The organism is Niallia oryzisoli (assembly GCF_036670025.1).
In the GTDB taxonomy this organism is placed as follows: Bacteria; Bacillota; Bacilli; order Bacillales; family Cytobacillaceae; genus Bacillus_BD; species Bacillus_BD oryzisoli.
Genome location: NZ_CP137640.1, coordinates 1,231,647 through 1,249,771, shown reverse-complemented (window position 1 = coordinate 1,249,771; position 18,125 = coordinate 1,231,647). Strand labels below are relative to the sequence as shown.

Annotated in this window: 18 protein-coding genes and 1 other annotated feature; of the genes, 1 reads left to right on the top strand and 17 read right to left on the bottom strand. The window is 39.7% G+C overall.

What is annotated here, in order from left to right; translation table 11 throughout:
* Positions 1-133: 133 nt before the first annotated feature.
* From R4Z09_RS06195 to R4Z09_RS06160, 9 genes are all read right to left on the bottom strand, one after another.
* On the bottom strand, positions 134-988 hold the full coding sequence (locus R4Z09_RS06195; RefSeq protein ID WP_338451468.1) for a pilus assembly protein PilO: 855 nt from the start codon (positions 986-988) through the stop codon (positions 134-136).
* A gap of 119 nt (positions 989-1,107) precedes the next feature.
* Positions 1,108-1,395, bottom strand: coding sequence for a PilN domain-containing protein (locus R4Z09_RS06190; RefSeq protein ID WP_338453211.1), 288 nt, complete (start codon positions 1,393-1,395; stop codon positions 1,108-1,110).
* 54 nt (positions 1,396-1,449) lie between these two features.
* Positions 1,450-1,683, bottom strand: coding sequence for a hypothetical protein (locus R4Z09_RS06185; RefSeq protein WP_338451467.1), 234 nt, complete (start codon positions 1,681-1,683; stop codon positions 1,450-1,452).
* Complete coding sequence (pilM, locus tag R4Z09_RS06180; RefSeq protein ID WP_338451466.1) at positions 1,684-2,469, bottom strand: type IV pilus biogenesis protein PilM; 786 nt, start codon at positions 2,467-2,469, stop codon at positions 1,684-1,686. It abuts the gene before it with no gap.
* Entirely contained in the window at positions 2,439-2,630 is a 192-nt protein-coding gene (locus R4Z09_RS06175; RefSeq protein ID WP_338451465.1) for a hypothetical protein, read from the bottom strand. Before R4Z09_RS06175 ends, pilM begins: the two co-directional genes overlap by 31 nt.
* A 13-nt stretch (positions 2,631-2,643) precedes the next feature.
* Positions 2,644-3,393, bottom strand: a complete 750-nt coding sequence (locus R4Z09_RS06170; RefSeq protein WP_338451464.1) for a prepilin peptidase — start codon at positions 3,391-3,393, stop codon at positions 2,644-2,646.
* 281 nt (positions 3,394-3,674) lie between these two features.
* The gene (locus R4Z09_RS31010) at positions 3,675-3,824 is read right to left on the bottom strand and encodes a type II secretion system protein (protein ID WP_422392289.1); all 150 of its coding nucleotides are present in this window, start codon (positions 3,822-3,824) and stop codon (positions 3,675-3,677) included.
* Between the two features lie 548 nt (positions 3,825-4,372).
* A complete protein-coding gene (locus R4Z09_RS06165; protein ID WP_338451463.1) occupies positions 4,373-5,674 on the bottom strand; it encodes a folylpolyglutamate synthase/dihydrofolate synthase family protein in 1,302 nt (433 codons plus the stop codon).
* A gap of 91 nt (positions 5,675-5,765) precedes the next feature.
* Positions 5,766-8,411, bottom strand: a complete 2,646-nt coding sequence (locus tag R4Z09_RS06160; RefSeq protein WP_338453210.1) for a valine--tRNA ligase — start codon at positions 8,409-8,411, stop codon at positions 5,766-5,768.
* Between the two features lie 98 nt (positions 8,412-8,509).
* Positions 8,510-8,745, bottom strand: a binding site (T-box leader).
* A gap of 181 nt (positions 8,746-8,926) precedes the next feature.
* On the opposite strand from R4Z09_RS06160, the gene R4Z09_RS06155 reads away from it, so the two are divergent.
* The gene (locus R4Z09_RS06155) at positions 8,927-9,118 is read left to right on the top strand and encodes a hypothetical protein (protein WP_338451462.1); all 192 of its coding nucleotides are present in this window, start codon (positions 8,927-8,929) and stop codon (positions 9,116-9,118) included.
* Positions 9,119-9,165: 47 nt separating this feature from the next.
* Here the strand turns inward: R4Z09_RS06155 and ysxE are convergent, their stop codons facing one another.
* The 8 genes from ysxE to hemA all read right to left on the bottom strand — a co-directional run bounded on the left by ysxE (position 9,166) and on the right by hemA (position 17,929).
* Positions 9,166-10,203: a spore coat protein YsxE gene (gene ysxE / locus R4Z09_RS06150; protein WP_338451461.1), complete on the bottom strand. Its 1,038-nt coding sequence runs from the start codon at positions 10,201-10,203 to the stop codon at positions 9,166-9,168.
* Positions 10,204-10,229: 26 nt separating this feature from the next.
* A complete protein-coding gene (gene spoVID / locus R4Z09_RS06145) occupies positions 10,230-11,501 on the bottom strand; it encodes a stage VI sporulation protein D (RefSeq protein ID WP_338451460.1) in 1,272 nt (423 codons plus the stop codon).
* 135 nt (positions 11,502-11,636) lie between these two features.
* Positions 11,637-12,926 carry a glutamate-1-semialdehyde 2,1-aminomutase gene (gene hemL / locus R4Z09_RS06140; protein ID WP_338451459.1) on the bottom strand — a complete coding sequence of 430 codons (1,290 nt, stop codon included), beginning with the start codon at positions 12,924-12,926 and terminating at the stop codon, positions 11,637-11,639.
* Between the two features lie 88 nt (positions 12,927-13,014).
* Positions 13,015-13,992: a porphobilinogen synthase gene (gene hemB, locus R4Z09_RS06135; protein ID WP_338451458.1), complete on the bottom strand. Its 978-nt coding sequence runs from the start codon at positions 13,990-13,992 to the stop codon at positions 13,015-13,017.
* A gap of 11 nt (positions 13,993-14,003) precedes the next feature.
* Positions 14,004-14,786: a uroporphyrinogen-III synthase gene (locus tag R4Z09_RS06130; RefSeq protein ID WP_338451457.1), complete on the bottom strand. Its 783-nt coding sequence runs from the start codon at positions 14,784-14,786 to the stop codon at positions 14,004-14,006.
* Positions 14,783-15,718 (bottom strand): hydroxymethylbilane synthase, encoded by a 936-nt coding sequence (hemC, locus tag R4Z09_RS06125; protein ID WP_338451456.1) that lies wholly within the window; start codon positions 15,716-15,718, stop codon positions 14,783-14,785. The genes R4Z09_RS06130 and hemC overlap by 4 nt, the downstream gene beginning before the upstream one ends.
* 19 nt (positions 15,719-15,737) lie before the next feature.
* A complete protein-coding gene (locus R4Z09_RS06120) occupies positions 15,738-16,568 on the bottom strand; it encodes a cytochrome c biogenesis protein (protein ID WP_338451455.1) in 831 nt (276 codons plus the stop codon).
* Positions 16,569-16,582: 14 nt separating this feature from the next.
* A complete protein-coding gene (hemA, locus tag R4Z09_RS06115) occupies positions 16,583-17,929 on the bottom strand; it encodes a glutamyl-tRNA reductase (RefSeq protein WP_338451454.1) in 1,347 nt (448 codons plus the stop codon).
* Positions 17,930-18,125 lie beyond the last annotated feature (196 nt).

Sequence of the window (18,125 nt, the reverse complement as noted above, 5' to 3'; positions counted from 1 at the left end):
GGTTACATCCTAACATATGACCAAAAAAAAATAACAAGACTTTTGTCGTCTTGTTATCGAATGATTTCGTCAAAGTTTTTAATAGAAAGGCTATGATGAACAACGATGTTGATTACCGTTCCAGGCACTTCACTTATTTGTTTGTCACATCATTAGAAAAGCCGTTAAGTGGATTCTTTTTATTGGCAGCGGCCGGTGCATCGATTGGCGGCAGTTCATTTAGTAAATCCTCGAGTGCTGGATAGTAATAAGCCGAAATCGCCAGTTCAAATTCAGCTTTTTCCTCGACTTGATCCACATTCATAATTTCATCGCGGCCTTTAAATGAGAGATTATCGATTGCGACAATCCTTTTTAGGGATTGGAGGCTGTCGATGAACTTTTCCAGGTCGAAATAGTTTTCAGCTTGTCCTTTAATGGTGATCGATGTTCTGTTTACACCTGCGGGCAGTGCTACTTCAACGATTTCTAACGGTTCCTCTTTTGGGGTTGTTTCTTGCTCTTTAGCCTTTCCCCCGCCAGTCTCAGCATTTCCCTCTGTATCGGCTGCTTCCTGATTCACTTCTTCCGTACCTGCTTCAGTACCTTCTGCATCAGTCTGGTTCTCCGCTTCAGTTTGATTTGTTTCTTGTTCAACCTCTATTTTTTCATCTGCTTCAGTACCGTTCATGCTGATTTCATCAATCATAACATTGGAAATGACTTCCGCTTTTTCAATATCGAGAATCAGCTGCTCCAGCTGACGTTTAACAGGTACAAGCAACTGTAACTTCCTTGTGCTTTCAGCGGCGTGCTCTTCATTTTCAGCTGTTTTATTCTCGATACTCGTCAATTGCTGATTGGCCATATCCAGCTCCGTTTGTTTTCTTTCCAGCTTGTCATTTAACGGCTGCAGGTAAAGACAGTCCCCCCCGGCAATGATTCCGGCAACGAGTAAAATACCGATTACGATGATCCAATGATGTTTTTTCGGACTTGAGAAGTTCATTACTGATCATCACCTTCCTCAGTATTTCCCCCGGCAGCTTTACTGCTTTTTTCCTCGTTCTCTTTCTTCTTCTCTGCATCTGCCGCTGCGATATTTAAGTTAGGAATATTAACGACGATTTAATATTTAGCAAAATAACGAGGTAACACATTATCCTCATTAACAATGCTGACGGCACTGTTTTCACTTTCGTCTGTTTCACCTTTTTCTTCTAAAACTGTTTCTGTTTTCGCTTGTGTAATAACCGCTTCTTCTACCCAATCGAATGCCAGCAATGAATGTAAATAGTAGGCTGCTTCGCTTTTCGTATCAAATTGTATCGTTTGCGTGATCTTATGATTGCCATCCATTTCAAACTCGGTAAAATATCCGCGTTCAGGCAGGATTCTTGTTAGTTCATCTAACAGAAAAACCGCATCAAACGGTTGTGTTTCCGCCCATGTGATCGCCTGTTCAAGCTGCTAAACAGATGTCGAAGAATGATAATCGGTAATCTGCTTATTTTTTGACTCAACAATATCAAGTGTCATGCTTACTTGATTCTCGATGTCTTCAAGCTTTTTTTCCTTGATATTGATTTGCCAAAGAAAAAATGAAACCGTTATAGCGATTAACACTAGGAACGTCACAATAAAAATCATAATATTTTTATTTCTTGTGTCTTTTTTCGGCAGAAGGTTTATTTCAACAAGCATTTATTCCACCTCTTTCAAGCCAAGACCAATATTTAAGTGATAAGAGGATGGCATTTTTTCAGCATCTCCGACAACGTTAGATCTTTCAATCCGAACGACAGGGATATCAAACTGACTTTTCAGCTTTTCCTCGATTTCATCCAGCCACGGGTGATCTCCGTCAAGCACTAGCTTATTGACAAGTTTTCTGCCTTGGTTTAGTGAGTAGTTATAAAAATTTCGTACGCTGTCTATTTCCAGATAAGCATCTTCGAGCGGATATAAAATATCATTCTTATCGCCTAAATATGTATTTAAGATCAGATGATTTTTTCCTCTCTCCCATTTACTAATATCCACGTCCATCATTAAATGCCGCATGACAACCGGTTTTATATTTTCAAAAATGGTGATATTGACCGACTTTAAATCCACTTGAACCAGCATCACATTTTCATGCTCAGCAGAACTCTGCCGGTCATAGAGACGAAAGTGAGCCAAAGAAGAAATATCTGCACTTAGCGGGTGAAGGTTTGCTTCTTCAAGCGTTTCGGCATATTCTTGAATCACTTCTTCAGGTCCGGCAAATAAAAGCAGCTCCTGCTTGCCTTCCTTCTGTCCCAGCCGGACATAATCAAAGACCGGATTTTCAAACGGAAGGTGAATGCTTGAGCTGATTTCCATAAAGATATAGCCATGCATTTCATCATCTCCGATATCAATTGGAACCGTGATTTTTCGGATAATGACAAAAGAGTCCGGCACAATAAGCCGAACTAGTCTTCTCTCGATTTTCCAATCAGACACACATTCTTCAAGGATTGCCTCAAAGGTCTCATGATCAACGATTCTCCCAAGTTTTGAACCATGGGGGGATTCGTATTTTTCAAATCAACATAACGAATGACATGATCTTTGATGGTAAGATTGATGATTTTCTTTTTCCCGAAACTAATACGAAAGCCCATGATCAAAAACTCCTTAAATATAAAGTTGAAAATACCATGCTAGTATGTTCTCGCCCCAAAAATAAGCTAAAAGTACACCTAAACAAATAAATGGGCCAAACGGGATTGGTTTCCCCTTTTGCACTTTCCCGATTAATAATCCGATTCCCCCAAATAAAGCACCTGCAAGCGTTGCAATGAAAAAGCTTAAAAGCACCATTTTAACACCAAGAACGATCCCAATGACACCATATAATTTAATGTCACCGCCGCCCATACCGCCTTTACTGATGACCGCTATCAAATAGAGGAGACCAAAGCCGACAACAGCCCCGAGGAGTGAATCCCACCATGGGGAAAGCGGTATAAATATTCGCTCAATAATAAAAATGGGTAAAAAGAATAATAGAACCTTGTCAGGAATAATCATATATTTATAGTCTGAGACAAACACGATGACACATAGAGAAATAAGCGTCCAGGCGATGACTAATTCAGAAGACCAGCCCAAAACTAGCGGGGCTGTGACAAATAATATTCCGGTTGCAAGCTCTATTAATGCATATAAAGGAGAAATCGGTGCTTGACAGCCCCGACATTTCCCCTTTTGTAAAATATATGATAGAACTGGAATCAGCTCTAATGCTCCTAGTACATGTCCACAGTTCGGACAGTGGGAGCGAGGTTTTATAATTGACTCTCCTGCTGGGATGCGGAGGCCTACTACGTTGTAGAAGGAGCCGAGAAATAGACTGTATAAAAAAATAATATATATATAATTCATATAAAATACTCTCTTAATTAATTTTGAGGTTTATTAACTTATATTTATTTAAGCTTATTAATTTAGGCACTACAACTTTTCTATTTAACTCACTATGTGTTTTATTCATAATCTTTCTTTCTGATCCAACTAATGTAACAGTATAGGTAATATTTGTATCAGTACCGCCGATTACTACTTTACCTGAAACATAGGAATCACCATCGGGGTCTTCGATTGTATCCTCTAAGTAACCATCCGTTTGCAGTTAAACTAATGTTACTGTTTCAGTAGGTGCATAGTCACCTGCAGCAAACTCCCAATTTTGCAGCTGAAATCAATGTCTCAACATTTGCTAAATAGGCATCCTTTTTAGAATTGCCAATAAGGCCACCAATACTTGGAATTACAATTGCAGCAATAATCCCTAAAATAACAATAACTGTTAATATTTCAACTAATGTAAATCCTTTTTGGTTCTTTAGCTTGTTTCCGATTTTTTTAACATCTCGAATCTCCTCTTCCGCCTTTTTAGAACTTTTTTCCCATTACTTATATCTCTATTTTAATTATATTATATAAATAATAATGATAAAATAGTATATTTGGAAATTTAAATAATGCCGGCAATGTAACAATTGAGGTAAAAGGGGAAGCTTATCTTGGAAACTTACAAAATGGATCGAATGTCAAAATTTGTGCAAATACATTAAAGAGTGTTCAAGGCATTGGGAGCGGAGTAACAATATATGCAAAAGAATATAGACCAGTAGCGAATACAAATAAATTAGACAAAGTAATAGTAGGCCCAGAAGCTTTTTCAGCTGGCGGTGCATGCTCAAGAGATTCAAGTGGTTCTGGTGCAAAAAATAATATTACTTGGGAAGCCCCTGCAATTATTAAAGAAGAATATAAATACTAATATTACTATAATCAATTGTAAAATCTGAACAGAAAAAAAGGAGAGTGAACTCCCCTTTTTCTCATAAAAATACACTCTTTACATCATATCTCTTAAAAAAGCTTTTACTTGCGAAATAAAATACAGCGAACCAGTCACAACTAAAATGTCATTTTCTTTTAGTGATGCATATTCAGTTGTTATAGCTCGTTTCCAATCCTTCGCCATTTTTTTATGTGGAGAACCGCTTAAGCTGTATAACGTCTCTGCTTTCGATGCCCTTGGGTAATCAAAGCTGACAAAAGAAATTTCATGTGCTGTCTCATCCAGCTTCTGAATCATCTTATCTAATTTTTTATCTGCCAGCGCTGAAAAGATAATCTTAATCGTTTTATCAGCATACCTTTTCGACAGCTCGTTTGTTAAAGCTGTAATTCCTTCCTCATTATGGGCTCCATCAAGAATAAGCAAAGGATTTTTTGTAACAATCTCAAAACGGCCCGGCCAAAAAGCAGCTTTTAGTCCTTCAAGAATAGTTGTTTCCTCGATTCGAAAACCATGTTCCTTTTGCAGGAGCATGGCAGCCATTATCGCCAGTGCTGCATTTTCCGTTTGATGTCTACCAAACATCGTAATGGCAGCGTTTTTCAGTTCCTGATTACCATGCTGCCAGGTGAAAATTTCACCTGATTCAATTGACTGGTGATCCTTGATAGTAAAATCTTTGTTCAATAAATATACAGGGGCATTCATTTCCATTGCCCGCTTCATAATGACTTCCCTTGCCCCAGGCTGTTTAACTGCAGTTATGAGACTTTTCTCCCGTTTAATAATCCCAGCTTTTTCGAATGCGATTTCTTCATAGGTGTTCCCTAAAAATTGCGTATGATCTAAGCCAATATTCGTGATGATCGCCAAAAGCGGATGAATGACGTTTGTCGAATCAAAACGACCCCCAAGACCCACTTCAAAGATAACGACATCTACAGGATGCATCTCTGCAAAATAATACATCGCCATAGCGGTTATAATCTCAAATTCTGAAGGCCCCCCCAGCTCTGTCGCTTCCAGCTCTATTGAAAGAGGGTAAATAGCATTGGCCAACTTTACAATCTCTTCATCTGTAATCGGGATTCCATTCCTACTAATCCGTTCGTTAAACTGCTCAATATAAGGAGATGTAAAGGTACCTGTCTCGTAGCCGGCCTGTTCAAGGATAGAACGTAAATAGGTTACCGTAGAACCTTTCCCATTTGTCCCGCCAATATGAACAGATTTAATCTTTTGTTCCGGATGATCCAGCTTTTCCATCATCCATTCCATTCTCGATAAGCCGGGCTTAATCCCTAAACGAAGCCGGGAATGAATCCAGTGAAGCGCTTCTTCATATGTTTGAAACATTGCTGTGTCTCCTCATTTATGGTGTCAGGCACCACAAAAAGACAAAATTGACGTGATTTGTCCATATTAGATGCCTGACACCAGATGCTAATTATTCGCCCTTTAATTCTTTCAAGCGTTCTTCTACTGCTGCACGTTTTTCGGTGTAATCTTTTTCCTTTGCTCTTTCTTCTTCGATAACCTTTTCTGGTGCTTTGCTTACGAAGCCTTGGTTGCTGAGCTTCTTCTGCACACGTTCAACCTCTTTATTTAATTTATCCAATTCTTTCTCGAGACGGGCAATTTCTTCATCAAGATTGATTAAGCCCTCAAGCGGCAAGATAATTTCTGCACCTGTCACGATGGATGTCATCGCTTTATCTGGAATTGCTACTTCAGTGGCTAACGTTAATTCCTCTGGATTACAGAAGCGCTCAAGATATGCTTTATTGTTCTCAAGCGTTGCAAGGACCGATTGATCCTTCGCCTTCACGATCATCTTGATTTTCTTGCTCATCGGTGTATTTACTTCCGCCCGGCTGTTACGTACAGAACGAATGATTTCCACTAAGAGCTTCATTTCCGAAGCAGCCTTTTCGTCTGTAAAGGATGCATTCACTTCCGGCCAAGATGCTACGGTAATGGATTCACCTGCATGTGGAAGGTTTTGCCAAATCTCTTCTGTAATAAACGGCATGAACGGATGTAATAAACGCATCGTATTATCAAGAACATACGCTAAGATTGAGCGAGTTGTTTTCTTGGCTGCCTCATCTTCCCCATATAGCGGAAGCTTCGCCATTTCAATATACCAATCACAGAAATCATCCCAAATGAAGTTGTATAGGACACGTCCTACTTCACCGAACTCATAGCGGTCAGAAAGTCTTGTTACATGCTCAATCGTTTCATTTAATCTTGTTAAAATCCATTTATCTGCAACTGACTTTTCACCGCTTAAATCGATTTCCTCATATTTCAATCCATTCATATTCATCAAAGCAAAGCGGGAAGCATTCCAAATCTTGTTGGCAAAGTTCCACGTTGATTCGATTTTTTCCATACTGAAACGTAAATCCTGGCCAGGTGATGAACCTGTAGCAAGGAAATAACGAAGGGCATCGGCACCATACTTGTCAATGACATCCATTGGATCGACACCGTTACCGAGTGACTTACTCATCTTTCTGCCTTCTGCATCACGAATTAAACCATGGATTAGAACATCTTTGAATGGACGCTTACCTGTAAACTCAATTCCTTGGAAAATCATGCGTGATACCCAGAAGAAAATGATATCATAGCCTGTTACAAGGGCATCTGTCGGATAGTAGCGTTTAAAATCAGCCGCTTCTTTATCAGGCCAGCCAAGTGTTGAGAACGGCCATAAGGCAGAGCTGAACCATGTGTCTAATACATCATTGTCCTGCTGCCAATTCTCGCTATCTGCCGGTGCCTCACTGCCTACATATACTTCGCCGGTTTCTTTATGGTACCAGGCAGGAATGCGGTGTCCCCACCATAATTGACGGGAAATACACCAGTCACGAATATTTTCCATCCAGTGTAGATACGTTTTTTCAAAGCGGTCTGGAACGAAATGAACCTTTCCTTCCTGCTTTTGTAATTCAATTGATGCATCTGCCAGCGGCTGCATTTTCACAAACCATTGTGTTGAAAGGTATGGCTCAACAACTGCACCACTACGTTCTGAATGGCCGACAGAATGCAGATGATCTTCGATTTTAAATAAAACACCCTGCTCCTGAAGATCTTTCACAATTTGCTTCCGGCATTCAAAACGATCCATTCCTTGATATTTGCCGGCTCTTTCGTTCATCGTTCCATCTTCATTCATAACAAGAATACGTTCTAAATTATGACGGTTACCAACCTCAAAGTCATTTGGATCATGGGCAGGCGTAATTTTCACAGCCCCAGAACCAAATTCCATATCCACGTAATCATCGCCAACAATCGGAATTTCACGGCCGACAATCGGCAAAATAACGGTTTTGCCAATTAAATGCTTATAGCGTTCATCTTCCGGATGGACAGCAACAGCCGTATCACCAAGCATCGTTTCTGGACGGGTAGTGGCAATTTCAATCGAGCCTGAACCATCTGCCAACGGGTATCTCATATGATAGAACGCACCTTGAACATCCTTATAAATAACTTCAATATCAGAAATAGCTGTTTTCGTTGCTGGATCCCAGTTAATAATATATTCACCGCGATAAATAAGGCCTTTTTCATACAGCTTTACAAAGACTTCATTAACTGCCTTTGATAGGCCTTCATCCATCGTAAAGCGTTCACGAGTGTAATCAAGTCCAAGTCCTAGCTTTGCCCATTGCGCACGGATAAACCCTGCATACTCTTCCTTCCAAGCCCACGTTTGTTCTAAGAACTTCTCACGGCCTAAATCATAACGGCTTTTTCCTTCTTCACGTAATTTAGCCTCTACCTTTGCCTGTGTAGCAATACCGGCATGGTCCATCCCAGGAAGCCACAGAACATCATAGCCCTGCATCCGCTTCATTCTTGTAAGAATATCCTGAAGCGTCGTATCCCAGGCATGGCCTAAGTGGAGTTTACCTGTTACGTTAGGTGGCGGAATCACAATTGTATAAGGTTGCTTGTCCGCGTCATCCTTTGCTTCGAAAAATTTCCCTTTTAGCCACCATTCATATCGGCCCTTTTCAATTGAATTAGGATCATACTTCGTCGGCATTGTTACTTCATTTTGTTCCATCATTTATCCTCCTATGTATAAAGCGTTCCGGCTTAAGAAACCGTTTCACTTTAAAATACCTTATTACTTTGCTGCAAAACAAAAAACCCCATCCGTCATAAAAGGACGAATGGAGCTGTTGTTCGCGGTACCACCTTTTTTCCGACAGAAAAAAAGCCTGTCGGCACTTCAATCGATAACGGATTCTCCGTCTTTTACTACTTGAAGATATCTTCTTTCGCAAAAGAAGCTCAAGGGTGACTTTCCAATGGTTTCACTTAGAAAACCTTTCAGCAGCTGGTTTTCCTCTCTAAAAGTAAAAGATCATTGTACTCTTCCCTATCAATGCAATGCATTTATGTAATTAAACCTAATAATTATAGTACCTAAAAAAGAGACTAATCGTCAATAAGGATAGCCTTATTTTTTATCATTTATACATGATGAAGCGGTTACATCTATTGTTTTTTAGACACCTATCCATATAACGAATCATACTTTAGAATAAGGATGCTTTTTGACAAGGGGGAGAACGGATGAAACGACGTTATAATCCTTATACGCTTCCACCATGGCTGCGGACGTTTAGAAGCGTCTGCCAGCAGTTTGCTATTCCATTCAGTGTATTTCAAGGGATTCGAACCATTTTGCTGCCGACAACCTTTGATGTCCTATTATTGGCCGTTCTAATTTTGATCGCTTGTGCCTTCTATCTTGATATCATATAGGTTTTTCTATATTTACTTCGGCAAAGCAAAAGAAAAGCCCGGCAGACTTATTGATTCTGCTGGGCTGCTTCTTCTTGCTTTTTTTGTTTTTCAATTTCATCAATGCGAAAAACAATGTATTCCGTATTTTTTAAATACCAATATTCTCGTTGCAGCTTTTGGACAGCCTTCCGCTCATTTCGATTTTTCCCTTCCTGAAAAAAGCGCTGAGCGGTTTTAATCAAATTGCCCGGATGTGCTAAATAGCTAAAAAACAACTGCATTTCATCTTCTTTAAGAGGAAAGTATTTGAAATACATATAAAGACTATCGACTAATTCGTCTGGCTGCTTTAAATACCCCTTTAAGGATCGTGCCAAAAACGGCAGTAAATCGTGGGTAGGAGATCCGATGTTTGCTTCTTCAAAGTTGATAAAATAGCCATAGCCCTTTTCATCGAAAAGAAAGTGGTCGCGTGCCATTTTTCCGTGTACGATCACAATGCGGGCTTTTTCTTTCTCCTTAGTTCCTTCATACCATTCCGTCAACTTCTGTTTTGAAAAAAACAGCGCCTGCTTCACAGTATGATAATACATACAAAACATTAATTCAAACGGTGACATATAAATCTTTCTTTCACAGGCTTCAAGATATTCATCTAAAAACTCTTCTTCCTGCTCCAGTTCTGCCTTTGTTTTCTCATAGTGAATGGTACGTTCTTCTTGATTCACCTTTATTTCCCGAGCTGAGATGGAATGGAGCCGGGCAAGCTCGCGAAATAATTGCTGCTGGCTTTCAAAGGGATCCCTCTTTTCCTCTTTTGAAAGCCAAGGCATTAAATAATAAAGGGTGTTTTCGTATAAAACAGCATAACGGCCATCAAGAGTTGGATAAATAGGAACAATCCGATTGTATCCCTTCTGATACAAGGTTTGAACATGTCTGATAAAATCCATGCCATGCTGTGGATTGATTTTTTTTAACGCATATACGCCATTTTTGGAATAAACCTTTTGAACATTCCCTAAGACTTCAACGAAATATGGTTCAATCCTATAGCTTCGTAATATTTGTGCTGCTTTTTTTAAGCTGTCAGATTCTCTCATGTGATCCCTCTATTTTGTTTGGGACGTCATCTTTGTGTTTGAGCTATAGGAATATACAATACTTGACCTTCATAAATATCCTGGTTTAATTCCATATGATTGACCCGTTGTATCTGTGCAGCCGGTACATCATATCTCTCAGAGATCGTATCGAGTGTCTCACCGTTTTGCACGATACACATGGTTACTCTTGTATGCTCTTCCTCTGCTTTGCGAGCAAAAAACTCAGATAACGTAAGACTTTGTTTATTCTTCAACTTTTTACCTTTTTTCTTTTGCGGCGGTTCATCTGAAGATGAGGATGAGGATGAAGATGATTCTTCCTCTAATTCGCTCATCATTTCCTCTAATTCCATTGGCTGGACATTTTCTTCTTGTAATTCCACTACTTTCTTAACCGTTTGTTTTTCCGACACCGGGACTTGCTGCGTTTCTTCACTCCGCTTCGCTGAAAAAACAATTTCAGGAAATGCAGCCTGCTCTGGCTCAGAAATCTCCGCATGAACGTCTTCATCCCGATTGACAACCTCTTGGCCTGGCACTTCTTCTAGATTTGGCTTTATATTTACCGGTGAATTCACGTCTTTTCGCTGGAATAGATATTCCGATTGGTTATCTTTGTCCAGATCTGCCTCTTCTTGTTCAAATTCTTCTGTCTGATTATCATACTGTACTTCAGCTTCAGGATCTTTTCTGGCCTCCACTTCGAATGGTTTATATACCTCCGATGATTCTTCGTCAGCAAATTGGGGTTTGGCAAATGGATTTTTCCTTTCACTATATTCTTCTTCAGGTATGGCTGACTCTCGATACTGCGGTTCAAATTCATATGTTTCATATTCATGCTGTTCTTGAACTAGCTCATGCTGCTGCTCGCCATATAGCCCTGTAATCATTAGATCAGCAGATAACCGCAAACAACTCTTCTCTGGAAAAGCATAGTCAAATGTTTCCACCGTTACTTGAATATCATTTAAAGCTTCAATTCGATTTTTCGGAATGGTTATTTCAACTGGAAAATGATGGGAAAATAAATGAACTCCTTCTTCTCTTACCTCCACCGTTTGTATCAGCTTTGGATTTGTGAAGTAATCCATTTCATCTTCATCAGTCTGTTCACGATTATATTCGCCGGAAAGTTCCAGCGAGCCTTTAATTGTCACATACTGGTCACTTTCCTTTATAGTGATGATCGGATCTAATGATATCGAAACTAATTCATCTACTTCCTGTCCTTTTTGAAACCAGACTGATTCTTCTAGTGAGAATCGTAAATATGATTGATTTCCATGCGACAAAGCGAACTCCTCCCTTCCATTCCACCTGTTACTCACTATGTCATTAATCACTCTATGAATCAGGAGGAAATTTTATGAGTTTCAATACAAAAAAACACCCATCAATCAAATGGGTGTTTACTAACTTTCTTTTAATTACTTACGTAATGTTGAAAAAGAATATTCGATTGCTTGGATGGTTTTTTCGATATCCTCATCACTGTGTGTTTTAGATAAGAACAAACCTTCAAATTGGGATGGAGGAAGAAATACTCCCTGCTCCGCCATAGCGCGATAGTAAGCAGCAAAGAAATCTAAGTTGGATGTTTTAGCACGGTCATAGTTAATCACCGCTTCATTTGTAAAGAAGAAGCCGATCATTGAACCTGCACGATTAACAGTTGCAGGAATATTATGCTTCTCTGCAGCAGCCTTGATTCCGGCTTCCAAGCGATCTCCTTTACGCTCAAATTCTTGATAATCAGCTTCTGTCAACTGACTAATCGTTTCATAGCCTGCTGTCATCGCAAGCGGATTACCGGATAATGTACCTGCTTGATAAATGGTACCGCTCGGTGCAATATTTTCCATAATTTCTGCCTTACCACCGTAAGCGCCAACCGGCAGACCTCCGCCAATTACCTTGCCAAGGCAGGTAATGTCAGGTGTAATGTTAAAATAGCCTTGGGCACAGTTATAACCGACACGGAAGCCTGTCATCACTTCATCAAAGATTAATAGCGCTCCATATTTTGTCGTAATCTCACGGAGTCCCTCTAAAAAGCCGTGAAGCGGTGGGACAACCCCCATATTGCCTGCTACCGGTTCAACAATAACTCCGGCAATATCCTTTCCAAATTGTTCAAAGGCATATTTAACACCATCTAGATCATTGTAAGCAACCGTAATGGTATTTTTCGCAACTCCTTCAGGAACTCCTGGGCTGTCAGGCAGACCTAATGTTGCTACACCGGAGCCTGCTTTGATTAATAGTGAATCAGAACTTCCGTGATAACAGCCTTCAAATTTCAAAATGATGTTGCGGCCAGTATATCCTCTGGCAAGCCTAAGGGCACTCATCGTTGCTTCTGTACCAGACGAAACCATGCGGATCATTTCCACTGATGGCACACGTTCGATAACAAGATTAGCTAATTTATTTTCTGCTAAAGAGGGAGCACCAAAGCTAGTCCCTAATTCAGTCATTTTCTTTAACGCTTCTACAACCCGATCATTGGAATGACCCAAAATCAGCGGACCCCATGACAGAACATAATCAATATATTCGTTACCATCAATGTCATAAATTTTAGAACCCTTCCCTCTTTCCATGAAAATCGGATCCATATTAACCGATTTAAAAGCACGAACCGGGCTGTTAACACCGCCAGGCATTAACGTTTTAGCTTCTTGAAAAGCTTGTTTTGATTTTTCGTAAGAGCGCATGGTGATCCCTCTTTCCTTATTATAATTCCATATCTAGTAATAATAGACGTTTAGTGAGATAGCTTTTTCATCTGTGATTTCCTGCAGCTTACTGCTCACTTAACCAGCGGGCAGCATCTTTTGCATGGTATGTAATAATAAGATTGGCTCCGGCACGCTTCATACCGGTTAACATTTCCATCACAACAGCCTTTTCATCAATCCAGCCATTAGCTGCTGCTGCTTTCACCATCGAAAATTCACCGCTTACATTATACGTAACGATCGGCAGATTGAAGCGGTCTTTCACATCACGAACAATGTCTAGGTAAGGCATACCTGGTTTTACAATCAGAAAATCCGCTCCTTCTTTTACATCCGATTCAGCTTCACGGAAAGCCTCCAATCGATTGGCCGGGTCCATTTGATAGGCTTTTCGGTCTCCAAATTGCGGAGTACTGTCTGCTGCATCACGGAATGGGCCATAAAATGCCGATGCATATTTAACGGCATATGACATGATCGGAACATTTTCAAAGCCTGCTTCATCTAATCCTTTACGGATGGCCGCTACAAATCCATCCATCATATTCGATGGGGCAATAATATCAGCGCCGGCACTTGCCTGACTAACAGCTGTTTGTGTAAGCAGTTCCAGTGAGGGATCATTTAATACCTGGTCTTTTTCTATGACACCACAATGTCCATGGCTTGTATATTCACAAAGACAAGTATCAGCAATGACAATTATATCCTTGTAGCGTTCTTTAATAAAGCGTGTCGCCTCTTGTACAATCCCATGGTCGTGGTATGCACCTGAACCGCATTCATCTTTTTCAGAAGGAATCCCGAATAATAAAACGGATTTAATCCCTAATGAAACGACTTCATCCATTTCTTCTGAAAGCCTGTCAAGTGAGTACTGATAAACACCAGGCATGGAGGAGATTTCATTTTTTATATTTGTTCCTTCAATCACAAATATCGGGTAAATAAAATCTTCTACTCTGACAAATGTCTCTCTTACTAACGCACGCATATTAGCACTTTGTCTTAATCTGCGGTGCCGGGTAAATTGTAATTCCATTTAAACTCCCCCTATAATGATGATACTTTAATCAAATAATCGGCAACTTCATCAATCATTTTTTCAACTGTATATACAGAAGGTACTGCATGAATCGGCAGCCCCTTGCTTTCTGCCCTTTTTTTGGCCACAGGTCCAATACATGCAAAGATACAATCATGAATCCGGTTAAAAAGACCATTTTCCTCCACTACCCCCATAAAATGATCCACAGTAGAGGGACTTGTAAATGGAATAATATCCAGCTTTTCTTCCTTCAGCATTTGAGCTAATTTTTCTTTGCTTTCTTCTGGAAAAAAGGTCTCATACATGATGATCTCATCAACCTTTGCCCCAATCTTACTCAATTCAGCAGAGATATAGTCCCTCGCAAGATTTCCCTTCGGAATTAAAACCTTCATTCCATCTTTCACCAAAGGGGAAAACTCAATGACAAATTCTTCTGCCACGTATTTTGTCGGAATAAAATCAACCTTTAATCCCTTTTTTACTAATGTCTTTGCTGTTTTCTCACCAATAGCTGCTATTTTTTTCGGAAGCGGTAACTCCTCTGACCAATAGGATAGAAAAGAGGCTACTGTCACACTGCTTGTAAAAATAATCCAATCGTATGTATCTAACTTTTTCAAGTTGTCCTTAAGCACTGGTGTCAACGTGATAGGTCTAAATGCTAATAATGGGATTTCGACCGGAGTACCGCCATATTTTCTTACGACATCTGAAAAAGCTTTCGCTTGACCCTTTCCCCTTGGAACTAATACCGTTTTATTTTTTAGGGGGAAAGAGGCCGTCATTGACGATCAAGCTCCTCTTTCACATGATCTATTAAATTCTTAGCACCTGTTGCAATCAATTTTTGCGCAAGTTGTTCACCAAGTTCTTCGGGATTTTGCCCGCTTAATTGTTCTTTGTAAATCGTCTTTCCATCAGGTGATGCCACAAGTCCAGTTAACACGATTTCAGCCTGATCATTTAGCTTAGCAAAGCCTGCAATTGGAATCTGACAGCCGCCTTCCATTTTATTCAAAAAGGATCTCTCAGCCAAAACAGTCTGCTTTGTTTCGATACTTGTAAATTTCTTAAGGAGTTCTAGCAGTTCATCATCATTGCCACGGCACTCAATCGATAAGGCACCTTGTCCGACCGCAGGTAAACAAATTTCCGGATCAAGAAATTCGGTTACAACATCCTTTGCCCAGCCCATTCTCGAAAGACCGGCAGCAGCCAAAATAATCGCATCATAATCTTCATTTTCTAGTTTTGCCAATCTCGTATCAATATTTCCTCGGATCCATTTAATCTCTAAATCGGGCCGTTTTGCCAGAAGTTGTGCCCCTCTGCGCAAGCTGCTTGTCCCCACAACCGCACCAGGCTTTAGATCATTAAATTTGACATGATTCTTTGAAATTAATGCATCGCGACAGTCTTCCCTCTTTGGAATACAGCCGATTACCAGGCCTTCAGGCAGAACGGCAGGCATATCCTTCATACTATGTACAGCCATATCAATCTCTTGATCAAGCATGGCCTGTTCGATCTCTTTGACAAACAATCCTTTTCCTCCTACTTTCGAAAGCGTAACGTCCAGAATCTTATCACCCTTTGTGACAATTTCCTTTACTTCGAAATCGAAAGAATCATCTATTTTTTTCAACTGCTCAATAACCCAATTTGTTTGTGTTAAGGCAAGCTTACTGCGTCTTGAACCAACAATAATTTTTCTCATAAAGCTCCTCCTAGCTAGACTACAACCAAATATGGAAGGATGAAATGCTTCCAATTAAAAAGAAATTTATTAATAAAATGAGAAAAGCCGCAATATTCCATAATGCCAGTGACTTTCCTGCTAAACCTCTTCTAATCCGTAAATACAAATAGATACAGTATACGGCAAGAACAAACACGGAACCGATTATTTTCGGATCAGCCCATGACACATTTGGCAGCTTAATGTATGCCCATTGTGAACCAAGAATGACTCCTATCATTAGCATCGGTGCCCCAATCACATTTGAAACATAGGACATTTGCTCCAGCTTCGATAGGTCTGAAATCCGCCATAGCCTTTTTCCCCATTTTTTCCTTTTCAACAAATTATACTGCAATAAATATAAAAGGGAGAAGACAAATGATAAAGAAAAAGCACCATACGATAAAATAGCAGCCGTAATATGAATAAACAGCAGTTCCGATACAAGCTGTTGAGCCTTCACCGTTGAATCGATTTGGTCAGGTGCAAAAGTATGTACAACCATAAACATGAAACCAATTACATTTGTAAAGAAAACAATGAAATCTACCCTTAAAAGCCGGTTAATAATCAGCGAGAGAGTAATTAATATCCATACATAAAAATAAAGCCCCTCAAATATGGTCAGTACCGGAAAGCGCCCGGTATTTATCATATATAGATACAAAAAAACGGATTGTAAAATCCATACAAATGAAAGTAACCAGAAGGCAGTGCGGTTTGCCCTCCGGTTATGATGTAGAAAATCAATAAAATATAACAACACACTCACAGCATACACAATAACAGTCAACTCATGCAGCCGCGTCATTTCGATATCCATCATAGCCGATATCCTCTTTATGATTGAAAGACAGGCTGTGATGAATGAACATTTACCCGTTTTTGTTCGGCCGCTTTCATTTCTCGCTGATTATCAACAAGTTCCTCAATAGCAAAAATAGACATGAACAATTCCAATTTTTTATCAGCATCTTTTGCACCGGCAAATTCTTTTGCTTGTAAAATCGGATCCTTTAGCATTTGATTAATGATACTCTTTGTATGTTTGTTTAATACTTTCATATCACGTTCACTCAAATGTGAAAGTTTCCTTTCCAAGCTTTTCATTGTTTCTGCCTGAATTGTCAATGCTTTTTCACGAAGAGCTGAAATAACCGGCACCACACCAAGCATATTTAGCCATTGCTTAAATTCTACTATTTCCTGCTCTACCATTAAAGAAATGGTCTCAGCAGCTTTTCTCCGCTCCTGCAGGTTAGCTTCCACAATTCCTTCTAAATCATCTATATCATAAAGGAAAACACTGTCCAACTCACTAAGGGCAGGATCCAAGTCACGCGGTACAGCGATATCTACCATGAACAAAGGCTTTCCTTTACGTTTTTTCTCTACATTTTCAATCATTTTTTTCGTGATAACAAAATCCTTTGCACCTGTTGAACTAATCAAAATATCTGCGTCAATAAGTGCTGATTGCAGTTCATCTAATGATCTTGCTTCTCCATTGAAACGAGTAGCTAGCGATTCAGCCTTTTCAAAGGTACGGTTGAGGACAGTTACTTTCTTGGCTCCATTCCCATGAAGGTTCTGGATTGCTAACTCGCCCATCTTTCCGGCGCCAATAATTAGAACATGTTTATTTTCAAGGGTACCAAAGATTTTCTTCGCCAGCTCAACAGCCGCATAACTGACAGACACTGCATTCGCGCCAATGTCCGTTTCAGAATGAGCCCGTTTTGCCAGCGTAACAGCTTGTTTGAAAAGCTGATTAAATACAGTACCTGTTGTGTGCTCTTCTTGAGCTAATAGAAAGCTTGAACGAACCTGGCCTAAAATCTGAGTTTCCCCAAGAACAAGTGAATTCAAACCACATGCCACTTTGTACAGATGCTCTATGGCACCATCTTGGTCATATACAAATAGAAATGGCGAAAATTCATCCTGCTCAATTTGAAACCATTCTGCTAAGAATTCCTTAATATAATACCGACCAGTGTGTAGTTGATCTACGACCGCATAGATTTCCGTCCGATTACATGTAGAAAGAATGACATTTTCCAGAATACTTTTTTTAGCATTTAGTTTTTTCATCGCTTCCCCTAGCTGAGATGGATCAAATGTCAAACGTTCTCGGATTTCTACCGGGGCCGTTTTGTGGTTAATCCCAACGACAATAATATGCATGTTATTTTTATCCCCCTAAAAAATAAGCATAATTCCCCTTACTCATTATAGCATGTGTAATATTTATATTTTTTACAAATATATGAATTTATACCAAAATTCTTTCAATTACTATTTGAAAAGTTCATATGAAATCACTCAAATTCTGCGGTTTATCCTCTGGTAGTATGGTAAGATAGTTAAGTATATAGCTCTA

What these genes read in the sequence shown, in the direction of transcription:
- ysxE (WP_338451461.1), bottom strand. Translation starts at nt 10,203, where the DNA reads ATGAGAGAATCTGACAGCTTAAAAAAAGCAGCACAAATATTACGAAGC.
- hemA (WP_338451454.1), bottom strand. Translation starts at nt 17,929, where the DNA reads ATGCATATTATTGTCGTTGGGATTAACCACAAAACGGCCCCGGTAGAA.
- R4Z09_RS06175 (WP_338451465.1), bottom strand. Translation starts at nt 2,630, where the DNA reads ATGGGCTTTCGTATTAGTTTCGGGAAAAAGAAAATCATCAATCTTACC.
- hemL (WP_338451459.1), bottom strand. Translation starts at nt 12,926, where the DNA reads ATGCGCTCTTACGAAAAATCAAAACAAGCTTTTCAAGAAGCTAAAACG.
- hemC (WP_338451456.1), bottom strand. Translation starts at nt 15,718, where the DNA reads ATGAGAAAAATTATTGTTGGTTCAAGACGCAGTAAGCTTGCCTTAACA.
- R4Z09_RS06195 (WP_338451468.1), bottom strand. Translation starts at nt 988, where the DNA reads ATGAACTTCTCAAGTCCGAAAAAACATCATTGGATCATCGTAATCGGT.
- R4Z09_RS06120 (WP_338451455.1), bottom strand. Translation starts at nt 16,568, where the DNA reads ATGATGGATATCGAAATGACGCGGCTGCATGAGTTGACTGTTATTGTG.
- R4Z09_RS06155 (WP_338451462.1), top strand. Translation starts at nt 8,927, where the DNA reads ATGAAACGACGTTATAATCCTTATACGCTTCCACCATGGCTGCGGACG.
- R4Z09_RS06185 (WP_338451467.1), bottom strand. Translation starts at nt 1,683, where the DNA reads ATGCTTGTTGAAATAAACCTTCTGCCGAAAAAAGACACAAGAAATAAA.
- R4Z09_RS06165 (WP_338451463.1), bottom strand. Translation starts at nt 5,674, where the DNA reads ATGTTTCAAACATATGAAGAAGCGCTTCACTGGATTCATTCCCGGCTT.
- R4Z09_RS06130 (WP_338451457.1), bottom strand. Translation starts at nt 14,786, where the DNA reads ATGACGGCCTCTTTCCCCCTAAAAAATAAAACGGTATTAGTTCCAAGG.
- R4Z09_RS06160 (WP_338453210.1), bottom strand. Translation starts at nt 8,411, where the DNA reads ATGGAACAAAATGAAGTAACAATGCCGACGAAGTATGATCCTAATTCA.
- hemB (WP_338451458.1), bottom strand. Translation starts at nt 13,992, where the DNA reads ATGGAATTACAATTTACCCGGCACCGCAGATTAAGACAAAGTGCTAAT.
- R4Z09_RS06170 (WP_338451464.1), bottom strand. Translation starts at nt 3,393, where the DNA reads ATGAATTATATATATATTATTTTTTTATACAGTCTATTTCTCGGCTCC.